This window comes from Streptomyces sp. NBC_00354 (genome assembly GCF_036106915.1).
Taxonomy (GTDB): Bacteria; Actinomycetota; Actinomycetes; order Streptomycetales; family Streptomycetaceae; genus Streptomyces.
This window is the reverse complement of sequence record NZ_CP107983.1, coordinates 3106970-3127451: the sequence shown is the minus strand read 5'-3', so window position 1 is coordinate 3127451 and position 20482 is coordinate 3106970. Positions and strand designations below refer to the sequence as shown.

The window sequence follows — 20482 nt, the reverse complement described above, 5'->3', positions numbered from 1 at the left end:
GATGATCAAACGGGCTGGAACGTGCCCGTACCGGGAGTGGAAGAGCGGTTGGTACTGCACGATCGACTTCGATCCATTGCAGCCCCACCTCCTCCGGCCGGTCCCCCGTGGAGGACGTCCTGTCGTCGGACGCCCTGAACAACTCTTCAAGAGTGTGGCCCCGACCAGCTGTCAACATTATCAGCCGACGGATGGTCAAGACCCGCGCTTTACCCGCCTCATACGAGTTCTATGCTCGCTTCATGGCAGAAATTCTGGCTCTCGTCGAAGCCCGGCTGCGCACCGCACTCGGCGAACCCGACGCCCGCGCCGCCGTCACCTTCCTCGGCACCGACCGCATCGAAGTGCTCCGCTTCCCCGAGGGCGACCTCGTGCGCTACGCGACCCTCGGCATGTCCGCGCATCCGATGGGCGACCCGACCGTCGTGGTGGCCGACCCGCTGCGCGGACCGCGCGCCGAGCTCGTGCTGACCGTACGGGCGGGCCTGGCGCCCACCGACAAGCTGCTGCGGCCCCTCGCGGTGCTGGGCGCCTCGCCGCAGGTGGAGGGGCTGGTCGTGGCCCCCGGCGCCTCGCTCGACGTCGGCGGCCCGCTGTGGGACGGGGCGCCCTTCACCTCCGTACTCGTCGCGGAGCCGGGCGGGCTGGTCGAGGACCTGGAACTCGACGAGCCCATGGACCCGGTGCACTTCCTCCCCCTCCTGCCGATGACGGCGAACGAGGCCGCGTGGAAGCGGGTGCACGGCGCGGCGGCGCTCCAGGAACGCTGGCTGTCGCACGGCACGGATCTGCGGGATCCTCTTCGTGCCGCCGTGGCGCTGGACTGAGACATCCGGACTGAGACATCCGGACGGGTGATCGTGTCTTGACGGGGCGCCGGGCGGGGAGGAGCGTGGCTTCTTATGAGGGGCGAACCAAGTTGCCCGAAGTGCGGTGGCCGGGTCAGGGCGCCCGGGCTTTTCTCCGACTCGTGGCAGTGTGCGGTGCATGGCACGGTGCACCCCCTGCAGCCCGTCATCCCGCCCAGCGTCGAAGGCCTGGGCGTCGTGGTGAACCGGGCGAAGGTGCCGGTGTGGATGCCGTGGCCGCTGCCGGTGGGGTGGCTCTTCACCGGGGTGGCCTCGGCCGGTGACGACCGCAGCGGGGGCCGCGCGACGGCAGTGGCCTGCACGGGCCCCGGACCGCTCGGCGGGTTGGGGGAGCTGCTGCTGGTCGCCGAGGAGTTGGGGGTCGGCCTCGGCGCGCGGTACGCGGGGATCGACGGTCCCGACCCCGGTACGTACATCGACGTCTCGGCCCCGCCGCACGCCAAGGTCGTCGCGGCGGGCCGCCCGACACCGCTGTGGCACGTGAAGGGAGCCCCGGAGGACCGGGCCGTGTTCGCCGGCGAGGCGCGCGGGCTGTGGCTGTGGGCCGTGGTCTGGCCGGAGCAGTCGGGCCTGCTGATGTACGACGAACTGGTGTTGACGGACCTGCGCGATGCGGGCGCCGAGGTCGAACTCCTCCCGTGCGGCGCGCTGAGCCCGCGCGTGCTGGGGCCGTAGCCGGACACCCCAAGGCCCCCGCCGGGGCCGGGCGTCGGGTGGCGTGGCGCCCGTACGGCAGGCGGGCGGTATCCTGGGGTGTCCCCCCGTACCCGCGAGACCCCTGGAGCCCCGGCCGTGCGCATCGATCTGCACGCCCACTCCACGGCCTCCGACGGGACCGACACCCCCGCCGAGCTGGTCCGCAATGCGGCCGCCGCCGGGCTGGACGTGGTCGCACTGACCGATCACGACACCGTCGGGGGATACGCCGAAGCCCTCGCCGCGGTGCCGCACGGGCTCACCCTCGTCACCGGCATGGAGCTGTCCTGCCGGCTCGACGGCATCGGGATGCACATGCTCGCGTACCTCTTCGACCCCGAGGAGCCCGAGCTCGCCCGTGAGCGGGAGCTCGTCCGCGACGACCGCACCCCGCGCGCCCACGCCATGATCGGCAAGCTCCGGGAGCTCGGCGTCGGCGTCACCTGGGAGCAGGTCTCCCGGATCGCGGGCGAAGGCTCCGTCGGGCGGCCGCACATCGCCACCGCGCTCGTCGAGCTGGGCGTCGTACCCACCGTGTCCGACGCGTTCACGCCGGACTGGCTCGCCGACGGCGGCCGCGCGTACGCCGAGAAGCACGAGCTGGACCCCTTCGAAGCCATCCGCCTCGTCAAGGCGGCCGGCGGGGTCACCGTGTTCGCACACCCCGCCGCCGTCAAGCGCGGCCGGTGCGTACCCGAGTCCGCGATAGCCGAGCTCGCGTCCGCAGGCCTGGACGGGATCGAGGTGGACCACATGGACCACGACTCCGACACGCGCGCGCGGCTGCGCGCCCTGGCCGGCGAGCTCGGACTCCTCGCGACCGGTTCCAGCGACTACCACGGCAGCCGCAAGACCTGCCGCCTCGGGGAGTACACGACCGACCCCGAGATCTACGGCGAGATCACGCGCCGCGCGACGGGGGCCTTCCCCGTTCCGGGCGCCGGCGGAGCGACCGGCGCGTAACCGCGCCTCGCCGCCCCTTCTTCCTTCTTCGTAACACCCCTCTCTCCTGCAAGGCATCACTGTGTTCGACTTCGCCGTCTTCGGATCCCTATTTCTCACGCTTTTTGTGATTATGGACCCCCCGGGGATCACGCCGATCTTCCTCGCCCTGACCTCCGGCCGCCCCGCCAAGGTGCAGCGCCGCATGGCCTGGCAGGCCGTCTGCGTGGCCTTCGGCGTCATCGCCATCTTCGGTATCTGCGGCCAGCAGATCCTGGACTACCTGCACGTCTCCGTCCCCGCGCTGATGATCGCGGGCGGTCTGCTGCTCCTGCTCATCGCGCTCGACCTGCTCACCGGCAAGAACGACGAGCCCAAGCAGACCAAGGACGTGAACGTCGCCCTCGTGCCGCTCGGCATGCCGCTGCTCGCCGGTCCCGGTGCGATCGTGTCCGTCATCCTCGCCGTGCAGAAGGCGGACGGGGTCACCGGCCAGGTCTCGGTCTGGCTGGCGATCATCGCCATGCACGTCGTGCTGTGGCTCACGATGCGCTACTCGCTCGTGATCATCCGGGTCATCAAGGAGGGCGGCGTCGTCCTCGTGACGCGGCTCGCCGGCATGATGCTCTCCGCGATCGCCGTCCAGCAGATCATCAACGGCGTGCTCCAGGTCATTCACACGGCCTGACCCGTTCCCGCGTACGCGAGCGCCCCCGCACCGGATCGGTGCGGGGGCGTCTGCGTCATGTGCGGATCGAGCGGAGGTGTCAGGAGGACGCACTCTCGGCCGGTCGGATCAGAATGCGCTGGCCTACGGCGGCCGCCTGCTGCACGATCCGGTTGACGGAGGCCGCGTCCACGACGGTGCTGTCCACGGCGGATCCGTCGACATCGTCCAGGCGCAGAATCTCGAAGCGCATGGGGCTTCTCCCTTCGTCAGTGTTCTCCTTGCACTGTTCCAACGAAGTGTAAGAGGCAAACATTCCCTACGCTAAGGAAATTTTTTCATTCGCTAATTAAACCTGGGGGTGGGCGTCCCAGAACGCAGCCAGCGCACCGGCCGTGACCTGCGGATTCTCCGCATTGGGGGAGTGCTCGGTACCCGGTACGACGACCCGCTCAGCGCCCAGTCGATGTGTCATGTCGTCCATCAGCGGGACCGGCCACGCGTAGTCGACCTCGCCGGACAGCACCAGCTTCGGCAGGTCCACCCCGCTCAGCCCGTCCACCCGGTCCGGCTCGGAGACCAGGATCCGGCCCGTGGCGATCAGCTGCTCGGGCACCGTGGCCAGCCACCGCACGCGCAGGAACTCCGCGAGCTCGGGAGCGTCGGGCACCGCGTCCTCCGGGTCGAAGGACCGCATCGCCGTCCATACGCCCGGCATGTCTTCGCGCATTGCCTCCAGGGCGGCGACCAGCAGCTTCGTACGCTCCTGCTGGCCCTCGGAGATCGCGGCCGGGCCGCTGCTCATCAGGGTGAGGGAGGCGAAGGGCGCCGCATCGCGCAGTACGGCGGCCCGCGCGATCAGCCCGCCCAGCGAGTGGCCGACCAGGTGGACCGGACCCCCGCCCAGCGCGGCGGCCTGGGCGTGGACGTCCAGCGCCAGCTCGTCCAGCGCGTACGCCGATTCCTCGCGCGGTCCGGGGCTCTCGTGCTGCCCGCGGCCGTCGACCGCGACCACCCGGTACCCGGCGCCGGCCAGCGGCTCGAGGAGGCCGATGAAGTCCTCCTTGCTGCCCGTGAAACCGGGGACCAGCAGGGCGGTGCCGCGGACCGGCTCACCGGCCTCGTGCACGGCGAACCCGCCGCGGGCGGTGGACAGGACGTGCGCACGGGCACCGGACGGCAGCGTGAGGCGGGGCGGCTTGCTCATGGCCAGAGGTTACCGGCCCGTAGGGGCCTGTCCAGCCCGGGTACGCCGATGGCCCCGGCCCCCTCGGAAGGGGACCGGGGCCACCGGACGGCGGAACGGGGGATCAGGCCTCCGTGGTCTCCGCGACGGCCTTGCGGGTCCGCGTGCGCTTCGGCTTCGCCGGGGTCTCCTCGGCGGCCGGCGCGGCCGGAGCCTCGACGACGGCAGCGGCGGCCTTGCGGGTCCGGGTGCGCTTCGGCTTGACCGGAGCCTCCTCGGCCACCGCGGCGGCCTCGGCGACGACCGGAGCGGCCTCCGCGACCTTGCGGGTCCGGGTGGTGGCGGTGCGGCGGGCCTTGACCGGGGGCTCCACGGGCGGGGCCACCTGGAAGTCCGGCTCCGGGGCCGCGTCGACGACCTTGCGGGTCCGGGTCCGGCGGGCCTTGACCACCGTCTCCGCGGCCGGAGCCTCGGCGATCGGGGTCACCTGGGCGAGGACGGGCTTCTGGGTCGGGACCCGGCGGGCCCTGACCGGCTCGGCCTTGACCGGCTCGGCCTTGACCGGCTCGGCCTGCGGGGCCTGCTGGAAGTCCGGCTCCGCCACGACCGGCGCCTCGGCGACCTTGCGGGTCCGGGTCCGGCGGGCCTTGACCGGGGCCTCCTCGGCCGGAGCCTCCGCGACCGCGACCGCGGCGACGGGGGCGGCCTCGACGACCGGAGCGACCGGGGCCGCCTCGGCCACGGCAGCCGCAGCCGCAGCGGCCGTGGTCACCGAACGCGTCCGGCGGCGGCGCGGCTTGCGCGCCTCGTCGCCGGCCGGGGCCTCGGGGGCCTCCGCCTCGACCACGGGGGTGACGGCAGCGCCCTCGGCACCGAGCTCCGACCCGCCCCGCGTCCGGCGGCGCTGGCGCGGGGTGCGCGTACGGGCCTCGCGCTCCTCGACCGGAGCGGCGGCGGCCGGACCGCGGTCACCGCGGCCGCCACGGCCACCGCGGCCGCCGGTCTCGCCCAGGTCCTCGAGGTCCTCGGCCTTCAGGCCGGCCCGCGTGCGCTCGGCGCGCGGCAGGACGCCCTTGGTGCCGGCCGGGATGTTCATCTCCTCGAACAGGTGCGGGGACGTGGAGTACGTCTCGACCGGGTCGTGGAAGTCCAGCTCCAGCGCCTTGTTGATCAGCTGCCAGCGCGGGATGTCGTCCCAGTCGACCAGGGTGACGGCGATGCCCTTGTTGCCCGCGCGGCCGGTACGGCCCACGCGGTGCAGGAAGGTCTTCTCGTCCTCCGGCGTCTGGTAGTTGATGACGTGGGTGACACCCTCGACATCGATACCGCGCGCGGCGACGTCCGTGCACACCAGCACGTCGACCTTGCCGTTGCGGAACGCACGCAGCGCCTGCTCGCGCGCGCCCTGGCCCAGGTCGCCGTGGACGGCGCCGGACGCGAAGCCGCGCTTCTCCAGCTGCTCGGCGATGTCGGCCGCCGTGCGCTTGGTACGGCAGAAGATCATGGCCAGCCCGCGGCCATCGGCCTGCAGGATGCGGGAGACGAGCTCCGGCTTGTCCATGTTGTGCGCACGGAAGACGTGCTGCTTGATGTTGGCGACGGTTACGCCCTCGCCCTCGGGCGAGGTGGCGCGGATGTGCGTCGGCTGCGTCATGTACCGGCGGGCCAGGCCGATGACCGCGCCCGGCATGGTCGCCGAGAACAGCATCGTCTGGCGCTTGGCCGGCAGGTAGTTCATGATCTTCTCGACGTCGGGCAGGAAGCCCAGGTCGAGCATCTCGTCGGCCTCGTCCAGGACGAGGGCCTTGACGTGCGACAGGTCGAGCTTGCGCTGACCGGCCAGGTCGAGCAGGCGGCCCGGGGTGCCGACGATCACGTCGACGCCCTTCTTGAGCGCCTCGACCTGGGGCTCGTACGCGCGGCCGCCGTATATGGCGAGGACGCGGACGTTGCGGACCTTGCCCGCGGTCAGCAGGTCGTTGGTGACCTGGGTGCACAGCTCGCGCGTCGGGACGACGACGAGGGCCTGCGGGGAGTCGGTGAGCTGCGCGGGCGTGGCCCGGCCGGCCTCGACGTCCGCGGGGACGACGACCCGCTCCAGCAGCGGAAGGCCGAAACCGAGCGTCTTGCCGGTTCCGGTCTTCGCCTGGCCGATGACGTCCGTGCCGGAAAGGGCGACGGGGAGGGTCATCTCCTGGATCGGGAAGGGGGACACAATGCCGACGGCCTCAAGGGCTTCGGCCGTCTCGGGAAAGATCCCGAGGTCTCGGAACGTAGTCAGGGTGCTGCCTCTTCTGTGAGACGCGGCGCGAGGCGGCGAGGGGGGTCGTACCGTGCCTGGCTTGCAGTACTGCGCCCACCCAAAATTCGGGAGAGCCATTACGAAGCTGCGCGGGACCACTAGCCTTCGCTCAAGCGCTTGTGCCGCTGAGGGGGCCCCTCGTGGAGAGGCGGTACGCATGGACGTACGCATCACGCCGAGGGCGGTCGGGTGGAGCCGATCGGGCCACCGACCGGGCATCCTCATTCGGATGGCCCGCCGAGTATCCGGCAGGCGCATTACCACTGTACCCCGGAATCGCGCAGCTGTGTCGGGTGAATTCACCTGGTAGCCGCGTTTGGGCGGACCGACAGTGACCGGATGCGGTGCCTTGCAGGGCGTTCCGGCGGGCTATTGTGCGGAGCATGTCGACCGTTGAAAACGCATCGCCCTCCGACGACAGCACCGCCGCCGAGGCGACCGGGATCGCTGCCCAGGACTGGGCGACCGCCTCCGCCTCGCCGCAGTACCGGGCCGCCGTCGTGGACCTGCTGGGCGCACTCGCGTACGGAGAGCTCGCGGCCTTCGAGCGCCTCGCGGAGGACGCGAAGCTCGCACCCACCCTCGACGACAAGGCCGAGCTCGCGAAGATGGCCTCCGCGGAGTTCCACCACTTCGAGCGGCTGCGCGACCGGCTGGCGGCGATCGACGCCGAGCCCACCGCCGCCATGGAGCCCTTCGCCAAGGGAGTCGACGACTTCCACCGCCAGACCGCGCCGTCGGACTGGCTGGAGGGCCTGGTCAAGGCCTACGTCGGTGACTCGATCGCCAGCGACTTCTACCGCGAGGTCGCCAGCCACCTGGACACCGACACGCGCGCCCTGGTCGTGAGCGTGCTGGACGACACCGGCCACGGCGGCTTCGCCGTCGAGAAGGTGCGGGCCGCCATCGAGGCCGACCCGCGCTGCGGCGGCCGGCTCGCGCTGTGGGCCCGCCGGCTGATGGGCGAGGCGCTCTCGCAGGCGCAGCGCGTGGTCGCCGAGCGTGACGCGCTCTCCACCATGCTGGTCGGCGGCGTGGACGGGATGGCGGCCGGCTTCGACCTGGCGGCCGTCGGCGAGATGTTCACCCGGATCACCAAGGCGCACACGAAGCGGATGGCCGCACTGGGCCTCGCCGCCTGATCGCTTCACCCGCTCGCCGCCTCATCTGCACGTAGGTCGGCCCCGGCGCGGAATACCGCGCCGGGGCCGACGTACGTGGTCAGTCAGAGGAGTTGGAGGGGCCGGACGAGCCGGAGGAGTCCGAGGACCGGTCAGCCCTGCGACGGGAGCGAAAACGGAGTCCGGTGGGACGAGCGCCGGGGCCCCGCGCCGGGACGCAGCAGCAGCGACAGCACCACCGCGGAGACCAGCACCGAGCCGACCAGGGTCGCGGTCAGCGTGTTGTGCCCCGGGCCGAGCGCGAACTGCGTGAGATAAGCCCCGAACAGCGCCCCCAGCATCCCGCTGACCAGCACCACCCTCGGGGACGGCAGCCGCTGTGCGAGCACCCGCACGGCCACTCCGGCCAGGGCGAGGCCCAGGAGGGCAGAGCCGAGCGCTTCCAGCAGCAGCATGTGGGCCTCCCGCAGGTCAGGGGCAAACCGGTTCACTGCGGTCCTACCCGAAGCGGAAGAAAGGGAAACGGCCCGGTGGAGTCAACCACCGGGCCGTTCCACCCAGTTCTCGAACGCGGGTCGCGCTGCTTCAGAGCGCGCCGAAACCGACCTTGCGCACGCTCGGCTCGCCCAGGTCGACGTACGACAGGCGGTCGGACGGCACCAGGACCTTGCGGCCCTTGTTGTCGGTGAGGCTCAGCAGCGGCTCCGAACCGGTCAGCGCGGCGGTGACGATGCGCTCCAGCTCCTCGGCGCTCAAGTCGCTCTCCAGCACGATCTCCCGGGGTGCGTGCTGCACGCCGATCTTGACCTCCACGGCTTTGTCCCTCCGATGGTCGGTTGTGCGCGATCAGCCGCGCCGTACCGGTCCACATTAGCCCGGAGAGGGGACGCGGATGCGGCGCTCCGGACACGCTCGCAGCGAACAGCGGCCGGTCAGGCCTGTCCCTGCGCGCCCTCCGTGCCGTGCAGCGGGAAGCCGGCGATACCGCGCCAGGCCAGCGAGGTCAGCAGCCCCACCGCCGTGTCGCGGGCGACCGGGCTCTCGCTGGAGAGCCAGTACCGGGCCACGACCTGCGAGACGCCGCCCAGGCCCACGGCGAGCAGCATCGACTCGTCCTTGGACAGGCCGGTGTCCTCGGCGATCACGTCGGAGATGGCCTCGGCGCACTGCAGCGAGACGCGGTCGACGCGCTCGCGCACCGCCGGCTCGTTGGTCAGGTCGGACTCGAAGACCAGCCGGAACGCGCCGCCCTCGTCCTCCACGTACGCGAAGTAGGCGTCCATGGTCGCGGCCACGCGCAGCTTGTTGTCCGTCGTCGACGCGAGCGCCGTGCGCACGGCGAGCAGCAGGGCCTCGCAATGCTGGTCCAGCAGCGCCAGGTAGAGGTCGAGCTTGCCCGGGAAGTGCTGGTACAGCACCGGCTTGCTGACTCCGGCGCGCTCGGCGATGTCGTCCATCGCCGCCGCGTGGTAGCCCTGCGCGACGAAAACCTCCTGGGCCGCGCCCAGGAGCTGATTGCGTCGGGCTCGGCGCGGCAGTCGCGTGCCCCGGGGACGCGCTGCCTCCGTCTGCTCGATGGCTGTCACGCCGCCTCCCACTTTCTCTAAGAACACAGTGCGCTCTGCGCCGCGCCGCCATCGTACTTTTCGGTAACCGAATCTGGAGGGTCGAAGCCGAGTTTTCTCGCTGTACGGACCGCCCGGAGGCGCTGGTCAGCGGTACTCGGCAGGGGTACCGCGCGGTAGCTTTGAGCTGGGGGTACCTCCCGGGCCGCCAGGCCCAGGGGGAGTCAGCGGTAGTCGTCCTCGTCCAGGGTCACCACCCGCGCCTGCTCGACGGCGTCCCCGTCCGCAGCCTCGTCGCGGTCCACCCCGGTGACCCGGTCGTCGTCGTCGGGCTGCAACTCGGCCAGCTGTTCCGCCGCATCGGCCTCGGGCGCCTCGGCGTCGAGGGTTTCCCGGAATCGGTCCTGGAAGGTATCCGGCTCTGCGGGGTCGACGGTCATGTGGCTCCCCTTCTTCCCTCACTCCCCTGGGCCTGCCCTACCTATGAGCCTAGGAGGATCGCGGATACCCCGCTACGCGGATCCCCATACATCTGTGATGCCGAACACAAGAGTCCGGACGTGATCGTCTCGTAACATTGGCCGCATGTCTTCGACCGAGCTGCCGGGTGTGCGATCCACATCCGAGCCGTCCTCCCAGGTGGGAGCCGTCCACGTCGCCGAGGGGGAGCAGCTGCGCACCGCCGTGCTGCCCGGACTGGAGCTCGCCGTCCGGTCCCGGCCCCCGCGGCGTACGGGTCTGCCCCCCGCGCTGTTCGTCCACGGACTCGGCGGTTCGTCGACGAACTGGTCGGACCTCATGGTGCAGCTGGAGGACACCGTCGACGGCGAGGCCCTCGACCTGCCCGGCTTCGGCTGGTCCCCGCCGCCCGCCGACCGGGACTACTCGGTCACGGCGCTGGCCCGCGCGGTCATCCGGCACCTCGACGCCGCCGACCGCGGCCCCGTGCACCTTTTCGGCAACTCCCTGGGCGGCGCCGTCTCCACCCGGGTCGCGGCCGTCCGCCCCGACCTGGTGCGCACGCTCACGCTGATCTCGCCCGCGCTGCCCGAGCTGCGGGTGCAGAGGTCGGCCGTGCCGACCGCCCTGCTCGCCGTACCCGGGATGGCTTCCCTGTTCGGCCGGCTGACCCGCGGGCTGACCGCCGAGGAACGCACCCGCGGGGTGACCGACCTCTGTTACGGGGACCCCTCCCGGGTGACGCCGGAGGGCTTCGGGCACGCCGTCGCAGAGATGGAGCGGCGGATGGAACTGCCGTACTTCTGGGACGCGATGACCCGCTCCTCGCGCGGCATCGTCGACGCGTACACCCTCGGCGGGCAGCACGGGCTGTGGCGCCAGGCGCAGCGGGTACTCGCCCCGACCCTGCTGGTCTACGGTGGCCGGGACCAGCTGGTCTCGTACCGTATGGCGCAGAAGGCGGCGGCGTCCTTCCGGGGTTCGCGGTTGCTGAGCCTGCCCGAGGCCGGGCACGTGGCGATGATGGAGTACCCCGAGGTGGTGGCGAACGCCTTCCGGGAGCTGCTGCACGACACCGACCGAGATACCGAAGACGGCAGAGGCTGAGGACCGTGGGACGACATAGTCGCAAGGGGCCCGCTCCGGCCCCCGCCCCTGTCCGCCCGACACCGGCGGCGGAACCCGCAGCGGAGTTCCCGTACGGGGAGCAGGTGCCGTACGGGGAGCAGCCGCCGTACGCCGAGCACGCGCCGTATGCGGAGTACCACCCTCCGTACCAGGAGCAGGCTCCGTACCAGGAGCAGGCTCCGTACCAGGAGCAGGCTCCGTACCAGGAGTACCAGGGCCGCCAGGAGCACTTCCCGTACGAGGAGCACTTCCCGTACGAGGAACCGCGCGGCGGCCACCCCGAGCAGCGCGAGCCCGGCGGCGCCTGGGGCGCGGGGCCCGACACGGTCTACGGGGACTGGCGCGGCGTACCGCGGGCGCGGCGTTCGGCCGCCGCCGTCATGGACGGCGACACGCCGGCCTTCGGCACCCCCGCGGTCGGCTTCCCGCAGGTGACCCTCCCGCAGCCCCCGGCCGACCCCTTCACCTCCACCGGCTCGCACGGCCTGGTGCCCGGACCGCGTGCGCCGATGACCGCGGCCGCTGCTGCGCCTCCCGTGGCGCCCGCCGCGCCTGCCGGACCCGTCGCTCCCGCAGCACCAGCCGATCCCGCCGATCCGGCCGAGGAGCAGCCCGGGTCCGGTCGCGGGCGGAAGGTCCGTACGTACACGATGGCCGCCGCAGCCGTCACCACCGTGCTCGCCGTCGTCGTGGCCGTACAGGTGACCTCCGACGGCGACAGCGGCTCCTCGCCCACCGCCCGGGCCGCCGGCGACACCGACAAGCGCGCCGAGCCCGGAAGGTCCCCGGCCTCCCGCTCCGACGGCCGGGCCACCCCGGCCGCTCCCGCCGCGCCGGCCGCACCCGCGGTGGAGCTGTCGTACGAGCAGAAGATGGCCCAGCAGTTCCCCATCGACGAGAAGCTGAAGGGACCCGGGACCTTCGACACCGTCCCCGGGGTGGCTCCGGCGCCCGGCAAGGGCAAGAAGATCCGCTACCGGGTCGACGTCGAGCAGGGGCTCGGCCTGGACGCGCAGCTGTTCGCCGAGGCCGTCCACCGCACCCTCAACGACGACCGCAGCTGGGGCCACGGCGGTACGAAGACCTTCGAGCGGGTGCCGGGCGGCGAGGCCGACTTCGTCATCACGCTGGCCAGCCCCGGCACCACCGGCGTGTGGTGCGCGAAGTCCGATCTGGACACCACCGTCGACAACGTCAGCTGTGACTCCGCGTCCACCGAGCGGGTCATGATCAACGCGTTCCGCTGGGCGCAGGGCTCGTCGACGTACGGCGCGGACCAGATGTTCGCGTACCGGCAGATGCTCATCAACCACGAGGTCGGCCACCGGCTCGGGCACGGGCACGTGAACTGCCAGACCCCGGGCTCGCTCGCGCCGATCATGCAGCAGCAGACGAAGTCGCTCGACATCGGCGGCATCCAGTGCAAGCCCAACCCCTGGGTGTTCCCCGGGAATTGACGCTCCCCTGCGGCGCGCCGCCGCCGCAGCGGGCCCGGGCCGGGGGCTCCCCGCGGAGCGGGAGGGGCCCGAGAGGCCCGAGGGCCGTAGGCCCTTTGTAGCGCGCTCGAACGCGGGCCGCAGGCGAAAGTTACGACTCTTCACCCCTTCCGGTGGCGCGACGGACAACCGTCCGTCGCGTCCTCGGCATATCCGCTTGAGTTTCCCGCGGCGGGTCACCGGACCGACGGCGACCGCCTGAACGGGAGATCGGGGGTGCCACTCGTGCGGATCGGACTGCTCACGGAAGGTGGTTATCCGTATGCGACGGGAGAGGCGAGGCTGTGGTGCGACCGGCTGGTCCGCGGGCTGCCGCAGCACGAGTTCGAGCTCTACGCGCTGAGCCGCAGCGCCGAGCAGGAGGAGCGCGGCCGGGTCGTCCTGCCCGAGCACGTCACCCGCGTCTGGACCGCCCCGCTCTGGGCCCCGGCGGACGACGGCCGCACGTACTCCCGGCGTGAGCGCCGGCGCTTCGCCGAGTGCTTCAAGGACCTCGTCCGCGGGATCTGCGCGGGCGAGCCCGAGCCGTTCGCGGCCGGCCTGTACGGACTCGCCGAACTCGCCCGGGAACAGGGCGGGTTGTACGCGGCCCTGCGCTCCGAGACCGCGGTGCGCGCGGTGGAGTCCGCCTGCCGGGCCCCCGGCGCGCTGCGCTCCGTACAGCGCGCCCAGGTGGCCGACCTGCTGGACTTCGTCGACGAACTGGAGCGGCTGCTGCGGCCGTTGTCCCTCGACTGGTACGAGGACCTGCGCGAGGTCGACGTCTGCCACGCGGCCGCCGGCGGGGTGGCAGCGCTCCCCGGCCTGCTGGCCAAACGCTTCTTCGGAGTCCCGCTGCTGGTCACCGAGTACGGGGTCCAGCTGCGGGCCCACTATCTGGAGCACTCGGCGGACGCCGCCCCCGGGCCCGGCGGCCCGGGAGCGGGCCGAGGTGCCCCCCGGCCCGCCGTCCGGGCCCTGCTCGCCGCCTTCCACATGCGGCTCGCCGCCGAGATCTACGCCCGGGCCGACCTCCTCACCCCCGGCAACGCGCACGCCCGGCGCTGGCAGGAGCGCTGCGGCGCCACCCGCGACCGGCTGCAGACGGTGTACCCCGGGATGGAGGCGGACCGATTCGCCACCGTCGGCGAGGACCCGGACTGCGGGGACCCGGACACCCTGGTCTGGGTCGGCCGGATAGAGCCCGCCAAGGACCTGATCGCGCTGCTCCACGCCTTCGCCGAAGTACGCAGGGCCGCCCCGGGCACCCGGCTGCGGATCTTCGCGACCGCCGTGGTCCCCGGCTACCTCGCCGACTGCCGCTCGCTCGCCGCGCAGCTCTTCCCCGACGAGGCCGCCGACGCCGTCACGGCCGGGGAGAACCCCGTCACCTTCGAGGAGATCGGCGGGCCCGAGGCCCCCTCGCCGGCCGACGCGTACGGCTCCGGAAGAGTGGTCGTGCTGTCCTCGGTGATCGAGGGCTTCCCGATCACCCTCGCCGAAGCGATGCTCTGCGGCCGGGCCACCGTGTCCACCGACGTCGGCGCCGTGTGCGAGGTGATCGGCGGCACCGGCCTCGTCGTCCCGCCGCGCAACCCGCGGGCCCTGGCCGACGCCTGTCTGTCGCTGCTGCGGGACCCCGAGCGGGCCCTGCGGCTGGGAGCGGCCGCCCGGGCCCGGGCGCTGGAGCTGTTCACCGTCGAGCAGAACGTGGCCGCCTTCCGGGAGATCTACCTGCGGCTGCTGGCCCGCGGCCCGGCCCGGCCCGACGGCGGAATCCCCTTCGAGCAGCCCCCCGAGGCCCGGGTCCCCGGCCACTGGACGAGCCCCACCTGGGCGGCACCGGCCGCGGCTGCGGACCGGGCCCCGGCGGCCGGGACGGGCGCGCCGGGTGCGGGTTCGGGTGCGGGTCCGGCTTCGGCGGCCGGCCCGGTTCCGGTTCCGGCCCAGACCCCGACCACCACCACGACCACGGAGGCGCCGGTATGACCCTGGACGAAGCCGCCCCCGTCGCCTCGGCCCCCCGCCGCAGGGCCGGCGGGGATCCCGTCAAGACGCTGCTGCACCGGCACCGGGCGCTGTGCGAGCGGGCCGTGGACCCGCTGGAGATCGCCGCCGGGCTGGAGGTGCAGGGCATCACCGACCGCACCGCCGCGCGCTTCCGGCACCGGGACGTGTTCTCGCTCGCCGAGGAGCTCTACGCCCGCACCCCGCACGGGGACGAGCCGGCCGCGCCCCGTGCCGTCCGCCCGTCCGACGCCCGGGCGTTACGCGGCTTCGGGTACGCCCTGCTCCCCGGGGCCCTCGCGCTCGGGGCGGCCGCCGCCGGGGTGCCGTACGCCGGGCCCGTCGCCGCACTCGCCACCGTCGCCGCCTTGGTGTGGCCCGGCAGGCCCGGGCGGACCGGGAGGGCCGCCCCGGGCCGGTTCCCGTACGCCGCGCTCCTGCTCGCCGCGGCCGTCGTCGGCTGGGCCGTGCTGCGGCACGGCACCCCCCTCGGAGCCGGCCTCGCACTGGCTGCCGCCCCCGGCCACGTGGTCGGCGCCGTGTACGCCGCCCGCGCCCGGAGCCGGCTCGCCGGCAGCCGCGCCCTGGAGGACTTCGCCGACCGGGCACGGCCGCTGCTGGTCGCGGCCGCCCTGGCCTTCGCCGCGACCGCCGCGGGGGCGGCCGCGCTCGCCGGGACACCGGCCGCCGTCGCCGTACCGCTCGCCGTGCTGCTCTTCCTGACCCGGCTGCTGCTCGCGCACGGCGCCCCGCGCGGGCCCGTCACCGCAGCCCTGGCCCTCGCCCTGCTCCCGATTCCCCTGGCGGTGCCCGCCGCCGCGGCAGGGCTCCTCGTACACGCCGTCCTCGTGCTGTCCCGCGCATCCGCGCACGCCCGGCCCTGAGCCGGCTCCCTCCCGTCCCGCCGCCGCTGCGCCGCTCCGCCGCTCTTCGGAGCCGACGCCGAAGCGCCGCACCCCCCACCGGATCCCGAACCCGGGCCCCGACCCCCGACCCCCTGCCCATCGACCAAGGAGACACAGGATGACCGGCCAGCCAACCAACCGAGGGGCCGCGCGATGAGGGTGCTGCTGATCGGAGCCAACGGATACCTCGGCCGCTACGTCGCCGACCGGCTGCTCGCCGACCCCGCCGTCCAGCTCACCGCGCTCGGCCGGGGGGACGACGCGGACGTCCGCTTCGACCTCGCCACCGGCAGCCCCGGCGCCCTCACCCGGTTCCTCGACGCCGTCCACCCGGGCGTCGTCATCAACTGCGCCGGCGCCACCCGCGGCGGGGCCCGGGAGCTGACCCGGCACAACACCGTCGCCGTGGCCACCATCTGCGAATCGCTGCGCCGCAGCGGCTGCGGGGCCCGCCTCGTCCAGCTCGGCTGCGCCGCCGAGTACGGTCCCAGCCAGCCCGGATCGTCCACGGCCGAGGACGCCGTGCCGAGACCGGGCGGACCGTACGGCGTCAGCAAGCTCGCCGCCACCGAGCTCGTGCTCGGCTCGGGGCTGGACGCGGTCGTCCTGCGGATCTTCTCGCCCGTCGGACCCGGCACCCCGGCCGGATCCCCGCTCGGCCGGCTCGCCGAGGCCATGCGCCGCGCGATGCAGAACGGCGACGGCGAGCTCAAGCTCAGCGGGCTCGGCGTACAGCGCGACTTCGTGGACGTACGGGACGTGGCGCGAGCCGTGCACGCCGCCTCGCTCTCCGCCGCCCAGGGCGTCGTCAACATCGGCACCGGGCGTGCGGTCCGGCTGCGCGACGCGGCGGCGGTACTGGCCCGGGTCGCCGGGTACGGCGGCGCCTTGCACGAGCTCGACGTACCGCAGCAGGGGCAGCACGGGCAGGGGCACGGCCACGGACCCGGACACGGGGCCGGGCACGGCGGCGGGCACGGCGGCGGCCACGGGCTCGGGCTCGGGCCTCAGGGCCGCTCGCCCGGGCTCGCCGCCATCGGTGCCCCGCGCTCCGAGGCGACGGCCGAGCAGCTCGCCGCCGGCGGCGGGGGGCCCGCGTACCCGTACCCCGACGGCTGCGGCGCCTGGCAGCAGGCCGACGTGCGCACGGCCCGGGACCGGCTCGGCTGGCGGCCCCGGATCAACCTGGAGGAATCCCTCGCGGACATCTGGATGGAGGCGGCGTGCCGCATCTGACGACGGCAGCCACGGCGGCCGCCGCGACCGAGGCGGGCCGCCTCGGCCTCGGCGTCCCCGGCTACGCCCACCCACTGCTCGCCCCCGTCGAATGGGCCGAGCTGACCCGGCCCGGGACCCCGCTGCACTGGACGGTGCTGAATGTCACGGACGGGCCGGGCGGCAGGCCCGACCCCCACTGCACGGAGGCCGCGGCCAAGCTCAGGGAGGCCGGCGGGACCGTGCTCGGCCATCTCGCGATGCGAGACGGTGCGCGGTCGTTCGGTGAGCTCGTCTCCGACGCCCACCGCTTCCTCGACTGGTACCGGGTGGGCGGCTTCTACCTGGCCGACGCCCCGGCGGACGAGGCCGAACTGGCCGAGGTGCGCCGGGTCGCCGACACCCTGCGCGGCCTCGGCGAGGGCCTGCGTATCGTGCTGGGACACGGCACGCACCCGTACGAGGGCTACGCGGAGGCCGCCGACCAGCTGGTCACCTTCTCCGGGGCCTGGGCCGACTACCGCTGGTCGCAGGTGGCGGAGTGGACCGCCGAATACCCGCCCGAGCGCTTCTGCCACCTGGTCCACGGGGTGCCGCGGACGCACCTGGAGGAGGCCGTCCGGATCGCCCGCTGGCAGGGCGCGGGAACGGTCTGGTTCACCGACCGGCCAGGCGCCGCCGGGCGGGATCCGTGGGCCTCGATGCCCGCGTACTGGGACGAAATCGTCTCGCGGATCGGACCGGGTGTCTCGGAATGAAGAAGGGCGTGGCAGTGTTACGGGGAGAACCACCGTTCAGACTTTCCCATCTACGGAGTCCTTGTGTCGCTGCCACCCCTGGTCGAGCCAGCTGCTGAGCTCACCGTTGACGAGGTCCGTCGGTACTCCCGCCACCTGATCATCCCGGATGTCGGGATGGACGGCCAGAAGCGCCTGAAGAACGCCAAGGTGCTGGCCGTGGGCGCGGGCGGCCTCGGCTCCCCCGCCCTCATGTACCTGGCCGCGGCCGGTGTGGGCACGCTGGGCATCGTGGAGTTCGACGAGGTCGACGAGTCGAACCTGCAGCGCCAGATCATCCACAGCCAGTCGGACATCGGCCGCTCGAAGGCCGAGTCCGCCCGCGACAGCGTGCTGGGCATCAACCCGTACGTCAACGTGGTCCTTCACGAAGAGCGGCTCGAGGCCGAGAACGTGATGGAGATCTTCAGCCAGTACGACCTCATCGTCGACGGCACGGACAACTTCGCCACGCGCTACCTCGTCAACGACGCGTGCGTACTGCTGAACAAGCCGTACGTGTGGGGCTCGATCTACCGCTTCGACGGCCAGGCCTCGGTCTTCTGGTCCGAGCACGGGCCGTGCTACCGCTGCCTGTACCCGGAGCCCCCGCCGCCGGGCATGGTCCCGAGCTGCGCCGAGGGCGGCGTGCTGGGCGTGCTCTGCGCGTCCATCGGGTCCATCCAGGTGACGGAGGCCATCAAGGTCCTCACCGGCGTCGGCGAGCCGCTGGTCGGCCGCCTGATGATCTACGACGCCCTGGAGATGCAGTACCGCCAGGTCAAGGTCCGCAAGGACCCCGACTGCGCGGTGTGCGGTCCGAACGCGACGGTCACCGAGCTCATCGACTACGAGGCCTTCTGCGGCGTCGTGTCGGAGGAGGCGCAGGAGGCGGCGCTCGGCTCCACGATCACTCCGAAGCAGCTCAAGGAGTGGATCGACAACGACGAGCCGATCGAGATCATCGACGTCCGCGAGATCAACGAGTACGAGATCGTCTCGATCCCCGGCGCGAAGCTGATCCCCAAGGGCGAGTTCCTGATGGGCACCGCCCTGCAGGACCTCCCGCAGGACAAGCGCATCGTCTTGCACTGCAAGACGGGTGTCCGCAGTGCGGAAGTCCTCGCGGTCCTGAAGTCCGCGGGCTTCGCGGACGCGGTCCACGTCGGCGGCGGCGTGATCGGCTGGGTCCACCAGATCGAGCCCGAGAAGCCGGTCTACTAGTCACGTCCCGGAGGGGCCGTTCCGCGCAGCTGCGGAACGGCCCCTCCGTGTGTCAGACGCCCCGCGTGCTTCAGGCGCCCTGCGGCGGGGGCTCCGGTGCCACGGGCGTCCCCGAGGGGTTCTGCGAAGGGGTACAGACCGTGTCGGCGGCCGGCACCTTCCCGTCCAGCAGGTAGGAGTTCACCGCCTGCTGCACGCACTTGTCGCCGCTGTTGTACGCGCCGTGCCCCTCACCCTTGTACGTGAGCTCCACGCCGACGCCGGGGCCGAGCCGCTCCACCATCTTGCGGGCGCCCTCGTACGGGGTGGCCGGGTCCCCGGTGTTGCCGATCACCAGGATGGGTGCCGATCCGGGGGCGGAGACGTCCGGGGTCTCCCAGGCGCCGGGGACCGGCCAGTCGGTGCAGCTCATCAGGGCCCAGCCGAGGAAGTCCCCGAAGACGGGGGACGCGGCACGGAAGCCGGGCAGCTTCGCCTTCGTCTGCGCGAGAGTGAACCGGTCCTTGAAATCGGCGCAGTTGATCGCCGTGTTGGCGGCGCCGATGTTGCTGTAGTGCCCCTGCTGGTCGCGGCCGTTGAGCGAGTCGGACAGCGCCATCAGCAGCTGCCCCTGCCCGCCGTCGGCCTCGTCCAGCCCCTGCTCCAGCAGCGGCCACAGCTCCTGGGAGTACAGGGCCTGCGCGATGCCGTTGGTCGCGGCGGAGTCGGTGAGCATCCGGCCGCCGATGCCGGGGATGGGCTTGTCGGCCAGGCTCTTCTGCAGCTTGATGATGTTGTCCTCGATCTCCTTGGCGGTGCTGCCCTGGAGCCGGCACTCGTCGCCGCGGTTCACGCAGTCCTGTGCGAAGTTGCCGAGGGCCAGCTGGAACCCCTTGGCCTGGCCGAGTGCCCCCTCCTCGGAGGTGTTCGTCGGGTCGACGACGGCGTCGAAGACGGCCCGGCCGACGTTCTTCGGGAAGAGGTGGGCGTAGACCCCGCCGAGCTCGGTTCCGTAGGAGATCCCGAAGTAGTTCAGCTTGTCGTCGCCGAGGGCCTGGCGGATCCGGTCGAGGTCGCGGGCGGCGTTCTCGGTGCCGACGTACGGCAGCAGGTGGCCGGAGTTGTCCTTGCAGGCCTGCTGGTACTTGTCGATGTTGCCGACGAAGGCCTTCTCCTCGGCCGGTGTCTCGGGACTCGAGTCCTGGGAGTAGTAGGCATCGAGCTGCTTGTCGTCCTCGCACCGGACGGGGGCGCTGCGGCCGACGCCGCGCGGGTCGAAGCTCACGAGGTCGTACCGCGAGCGGAGGGCCTCGTACTCCTTGGCGGCGCCGGGCAGCGTACTGATCCCGGACCCCCCGGGCCCGCCGAAGTTGAACACGAGCGACCCGAGCCGCTTGTCCTTGTCCCGCGCCTTGGCCCGGATCAGCGCGAGCGGAATGGTCTCGCCCTCGGGCTTGGCGTAGTCGAGGGGCACGTGGAGCGTGGCGCACTCCCAGTCCTTGGGCGGCGCCTGCCCGCCGCCTTGGGCGACGGTGGGCGCCTCGCACTCCCCCCACTTGAGCGGCGCGGCCCCCTTGGTCCCGCCGGCCTCGGGCTTGCCCTCACCACTGTCGGAACACCCACTGACCCCGGCCAGCCCAAGGGCAGCCACCACGGCCACGGCACCCCGCACCACGTTTCGACCCATGCCCCCATCCTGCGACCCCCTCAGCCCCCTCGCCCCCGCGCTGACCCATTCGGGTCGAGCAGCAGCTCAGCGCGGCAGACCGGCACAGAAGGGCACGACACCGGGCCCCAGTCGAAGCGGAACTCTGATGGGCCCAACCGTCCATCGCGAGCGCGGCGACTTCGGCCCGGTAGTCGGGACCGGGGTACAGCAGGGAATCGATGGCGACCACGAGATGGCTGCTGTCCCTGCGGGCAAGCGGACTCGCGTACTTCCGGCGCGCCCGCGCCCCCGCCGACT

20 protein-coding genes are annotated in these 20482 nt (G+C 72.7%); 12 read left to right on the top strand and 8 right to left on the bottom strand.

Translation table 11 applies throughout. The annotated features are described in order from the left end of the window. Nucleotides 1–242: 242 nt before the first annotated feature. The 4 genes from OHT74_RS13730 (at nt 243) to OHT74_RS13715 (ending at nt 3195) form a co-directional block, all read left to right on the top strand. Nucleotides 243–827 carry a suppressor of fused domain protein gene (locus tag OHT74_RS13730; protein WP_328620375.1) on the top strand — a complete coding sequence of 195 codons (585 nt, stop codon included), beginning with the start codon at nt 243–245 and terminating at the stop codon, nt 825–827. Nucleotides 828–902: 75 nt separating this feature from the next. Continuing rightward, nucleotides 903–1544, top strand: a complete 642-nt coding sequence (locus OHT74_RS13725; protein WP_266664054.1) for a DUF6758 family protein — start codon at nt 903–905, stop codon at nt 1542–1544. 117 nt (nt 1545–1661) lie between these two features. Next, nucleotides 1662–2528 (top strand): PHP domain-containing protein, encoded by an 867-nt coding sequence (locus OHT74_RS13720; protein WP_266664052.1) that lies wholly within the window; start codon nt 1662–1664, stop codon nt 2526–2528. 61 nt (nt 2529–2589) lie between these two features. After that, nucleotides 2590–3195, top strand: coding sequence for a MarC family protein (locus OHT74_RS13715; RefSeq protein WP_266664050.1), 606 nt, complete (start codon nt 2590–2592; stop codon nt 3193–3195). Nucleotides 3196–3274: 79 nt separating this feature from the next. Here the strand turns inward: OHT74_RS13715 and OHT74_RS13710 are convergent, their stop codons facing one another. The 3 genes from OHT74_RS13710 to OHT74_RS13700 form a co-directional block, all read right to left on the bottom strand. Further along, nucleotides 3275–3427: a hypothetical protein gene (locus tag OHT74_RS13710; protein WP_166663124.1), complete on the bottom strand. Its 153-nt coding sequence runs from the start codon at nt 3425–3427 to the stop codon at nt 3275–3277. 96 nt (nt 3428–3523) lie between these two features. Next, complete coding sequence (locus OHT74_RS13705) at nt 3524–4381, bottom strand: alpha/beta fold hydrolase (RefSeq protein WP_328620374.1); 858 nt, start codon at nt 4379–4381, stop codon at nt 3524–3526. A 103-nt stretch (nt 4382–4484) separates the two neighbouring features. Beyond that, nucleotides 4485–6740, bottom strand: coding sequence for a DEAD/DEAH box helicase (locus tag OHT74_RS13700; protein WP_328620373.1), 2256 nt, complete (start codon nt 6738–6740; stop codon nt 4485–4487). Between the two features lie 305 nt (nt 6741–7045). Between OHT74_RS13700 and OHT74_RS13695 the strand changes: the two genes are divergently transcribed. Beyond that, nucleotides 7046–7804 (top strand): ferritin-like fold-containing protein, encoded by a 759-nt coding sequence (locus tag OHT74_RS13695; protein ID WP_266664043.1) that lies wholly within the window; start codon nt 7046–7048, stop codon nt 7802–7804. 131 nt (nt 7805–7935) lie between these two features. On the opposite strand, the gene OHT74_RS13690 is transcribed toward OHT74_RS13695, so the two are convergent. The 4 genes from OHT74_RS13690 to OHT74_RS13675 form a co-directional block, all read right to left on the bottom strand. Further along, nucleotides 7936–8238: a hypothetical protein gene (locus OHT74_RS13690; protein ID WP_443047379.1), complete on the bottom strand. Its 303-nt coding sequence runs from the start codon at nt 8236–8238 to the stop codon at nt 7936–7938. A gap of 130 nt (nt 8239–8368) precedes the next feature. Further along, complete coding sequence (locus tag OHT74_RS13685) at nt 8369–8596, bottom strand: DUF3107 domain-containing protein (RefSeq protein WP_030291177.1); 228 nt, start codon at nt 8594–8596, stop codon at nt 8369–8371. A 119-nt stretch (nt 8597–8715) separates the two neighbouring features. After that, the gene (locus OHT74_RS13680; protein WP_266664040.1) at nt 8716–9369 is read right to left on the bottom strand and encodes a TetR/AcrR family transcriptional regulator; all 654 of its coding nucleotides are present in this window, start codon (nt 9367–9369) and stop codon (nt 8716–8718) included. A 203-nt stretch (nt 9370–9572) separates the two neighbouring features. Beyond that, nucleotides 9573–9788, bottom strand: coding sequence for a hypothetical protein (locus OHT74_RS13675; protein WP_266664038.1), 216 nt, complete (start codon nt 9786–9788; stop codon nt 9573–9575). A gap of 145 nt (nt 9789–9933) precedes the next feature. Between OHT74_RS13675 and OHT74_RS13670 the strand changes: the two genes are divergently transcribed. The 7 genes from OHT74_RS13670 (at nt 9934) to moeZ (ending at nt 18537) form a co-directional block, all read left to right on the top strand. Continuing rightward, nucleotides 9934–10914, top strand: a complete 981-nt coding sequence (locus OHT74_RS13670; protein ID WP_266664036.1) for an alpha/beta fold hydrolase — start codon at nt 9934–9936, stop codon at nt 10912–10914. A gap of 5 nt (nt 10915–10919) precedes the next feature. After that, the gene (locus OHT74_RS13665; protein WP_328620372.1) at nt 10920–12392 is read left to right on the top strand and encodes a DUF3152 domain-containing protein; all 1473 of its coding nucleotides are present in this window, start codon (nt 10920–10922) and stop codon (nt 12390–12392) included. 264 nt (nt 12393–12656) lie between these two features. Beyond that, nucleotides 12657–14399, top strand: a complete 1743-nt coding sequence (locus OHT74_RS13660; protein ID WP_328620371.1) for a DUF3492 domain-containing protein — start codon at nt 12657–12659, stop codon at nt 14397–14399. Then, on the top strand, nt 14396–15301 hold the full coding sequence (locus tag OHT74_RS13655; protein ID WP_266664030.1) for a hypothetical protein: 906 nt from the start codon (nt 14396–14398) through the stop codon (nt 15299–15301). The genes OHT74_RS13660 and OHT74_RS13655 overlap by 4 nt, the downstream gene beginning before the upstream one ends. Before the next feature lie 174 nt (nt 15302–15475). Then, the gene (locus OHT74_RS13650; RefSeq protein WP_328620370.1) at nt 15476–16558 is read left to right on the top strand and encodes an NAD-dependent epimerase/dehydratase family protein; all 1083 of its coding nucleotides are present in this window, start codon (nt 15476–15478) and stop codon (nt 16556–16558) included. Then, a complete protein-coding gene (locus tag OHT74_RS13645; RefSeq protein ID WP_328620369.1) occupies nt 16546–17295 on the top strand; it encodes a spherulation-specific family 4 protein in 750 nt (249 codons plus the stop codon). The genes OHT74_RS13650 and OHT74_RS13645 overlap by 13 nt, the downstream gene beginning before the upstream one ends. 63 nt (nt 17296–17358) lie before the next feature. Further along, nucleotides 17359–18537 carry an adenylyltransferase/sulfurtransferase MoeZ gene (gene moeZ, locus OHT74_RS13640; protein ID WP_030291201.1) on the top strand — a complete coding sequence of 393 codons (1179 nt, stop codon included), beginning with the start codon at nt 17359–17361 and terminating at the stop codon, nt 18535–18537. Between the two features lie 70 nt (nt 18538–18607). On the opposite strand, the gene OHT74_RS13635 is transcribed toward moeZ, so the two are convergent. Beyond that, nucleotides 18608–20203 carry an alpha/beta hydrolase gene (locus OHT74_RS13635; protein ID WP_266664023.1) on the bottom strand — a complete coding sequence of 532 codons (1596 nt, stop codon included), beginning with the start codon at nt 20201–20203 and terminating at the stop codon, nt 18608–18610. Nucleotides 20204–20482: the final 279 nt, after the last annotated feature.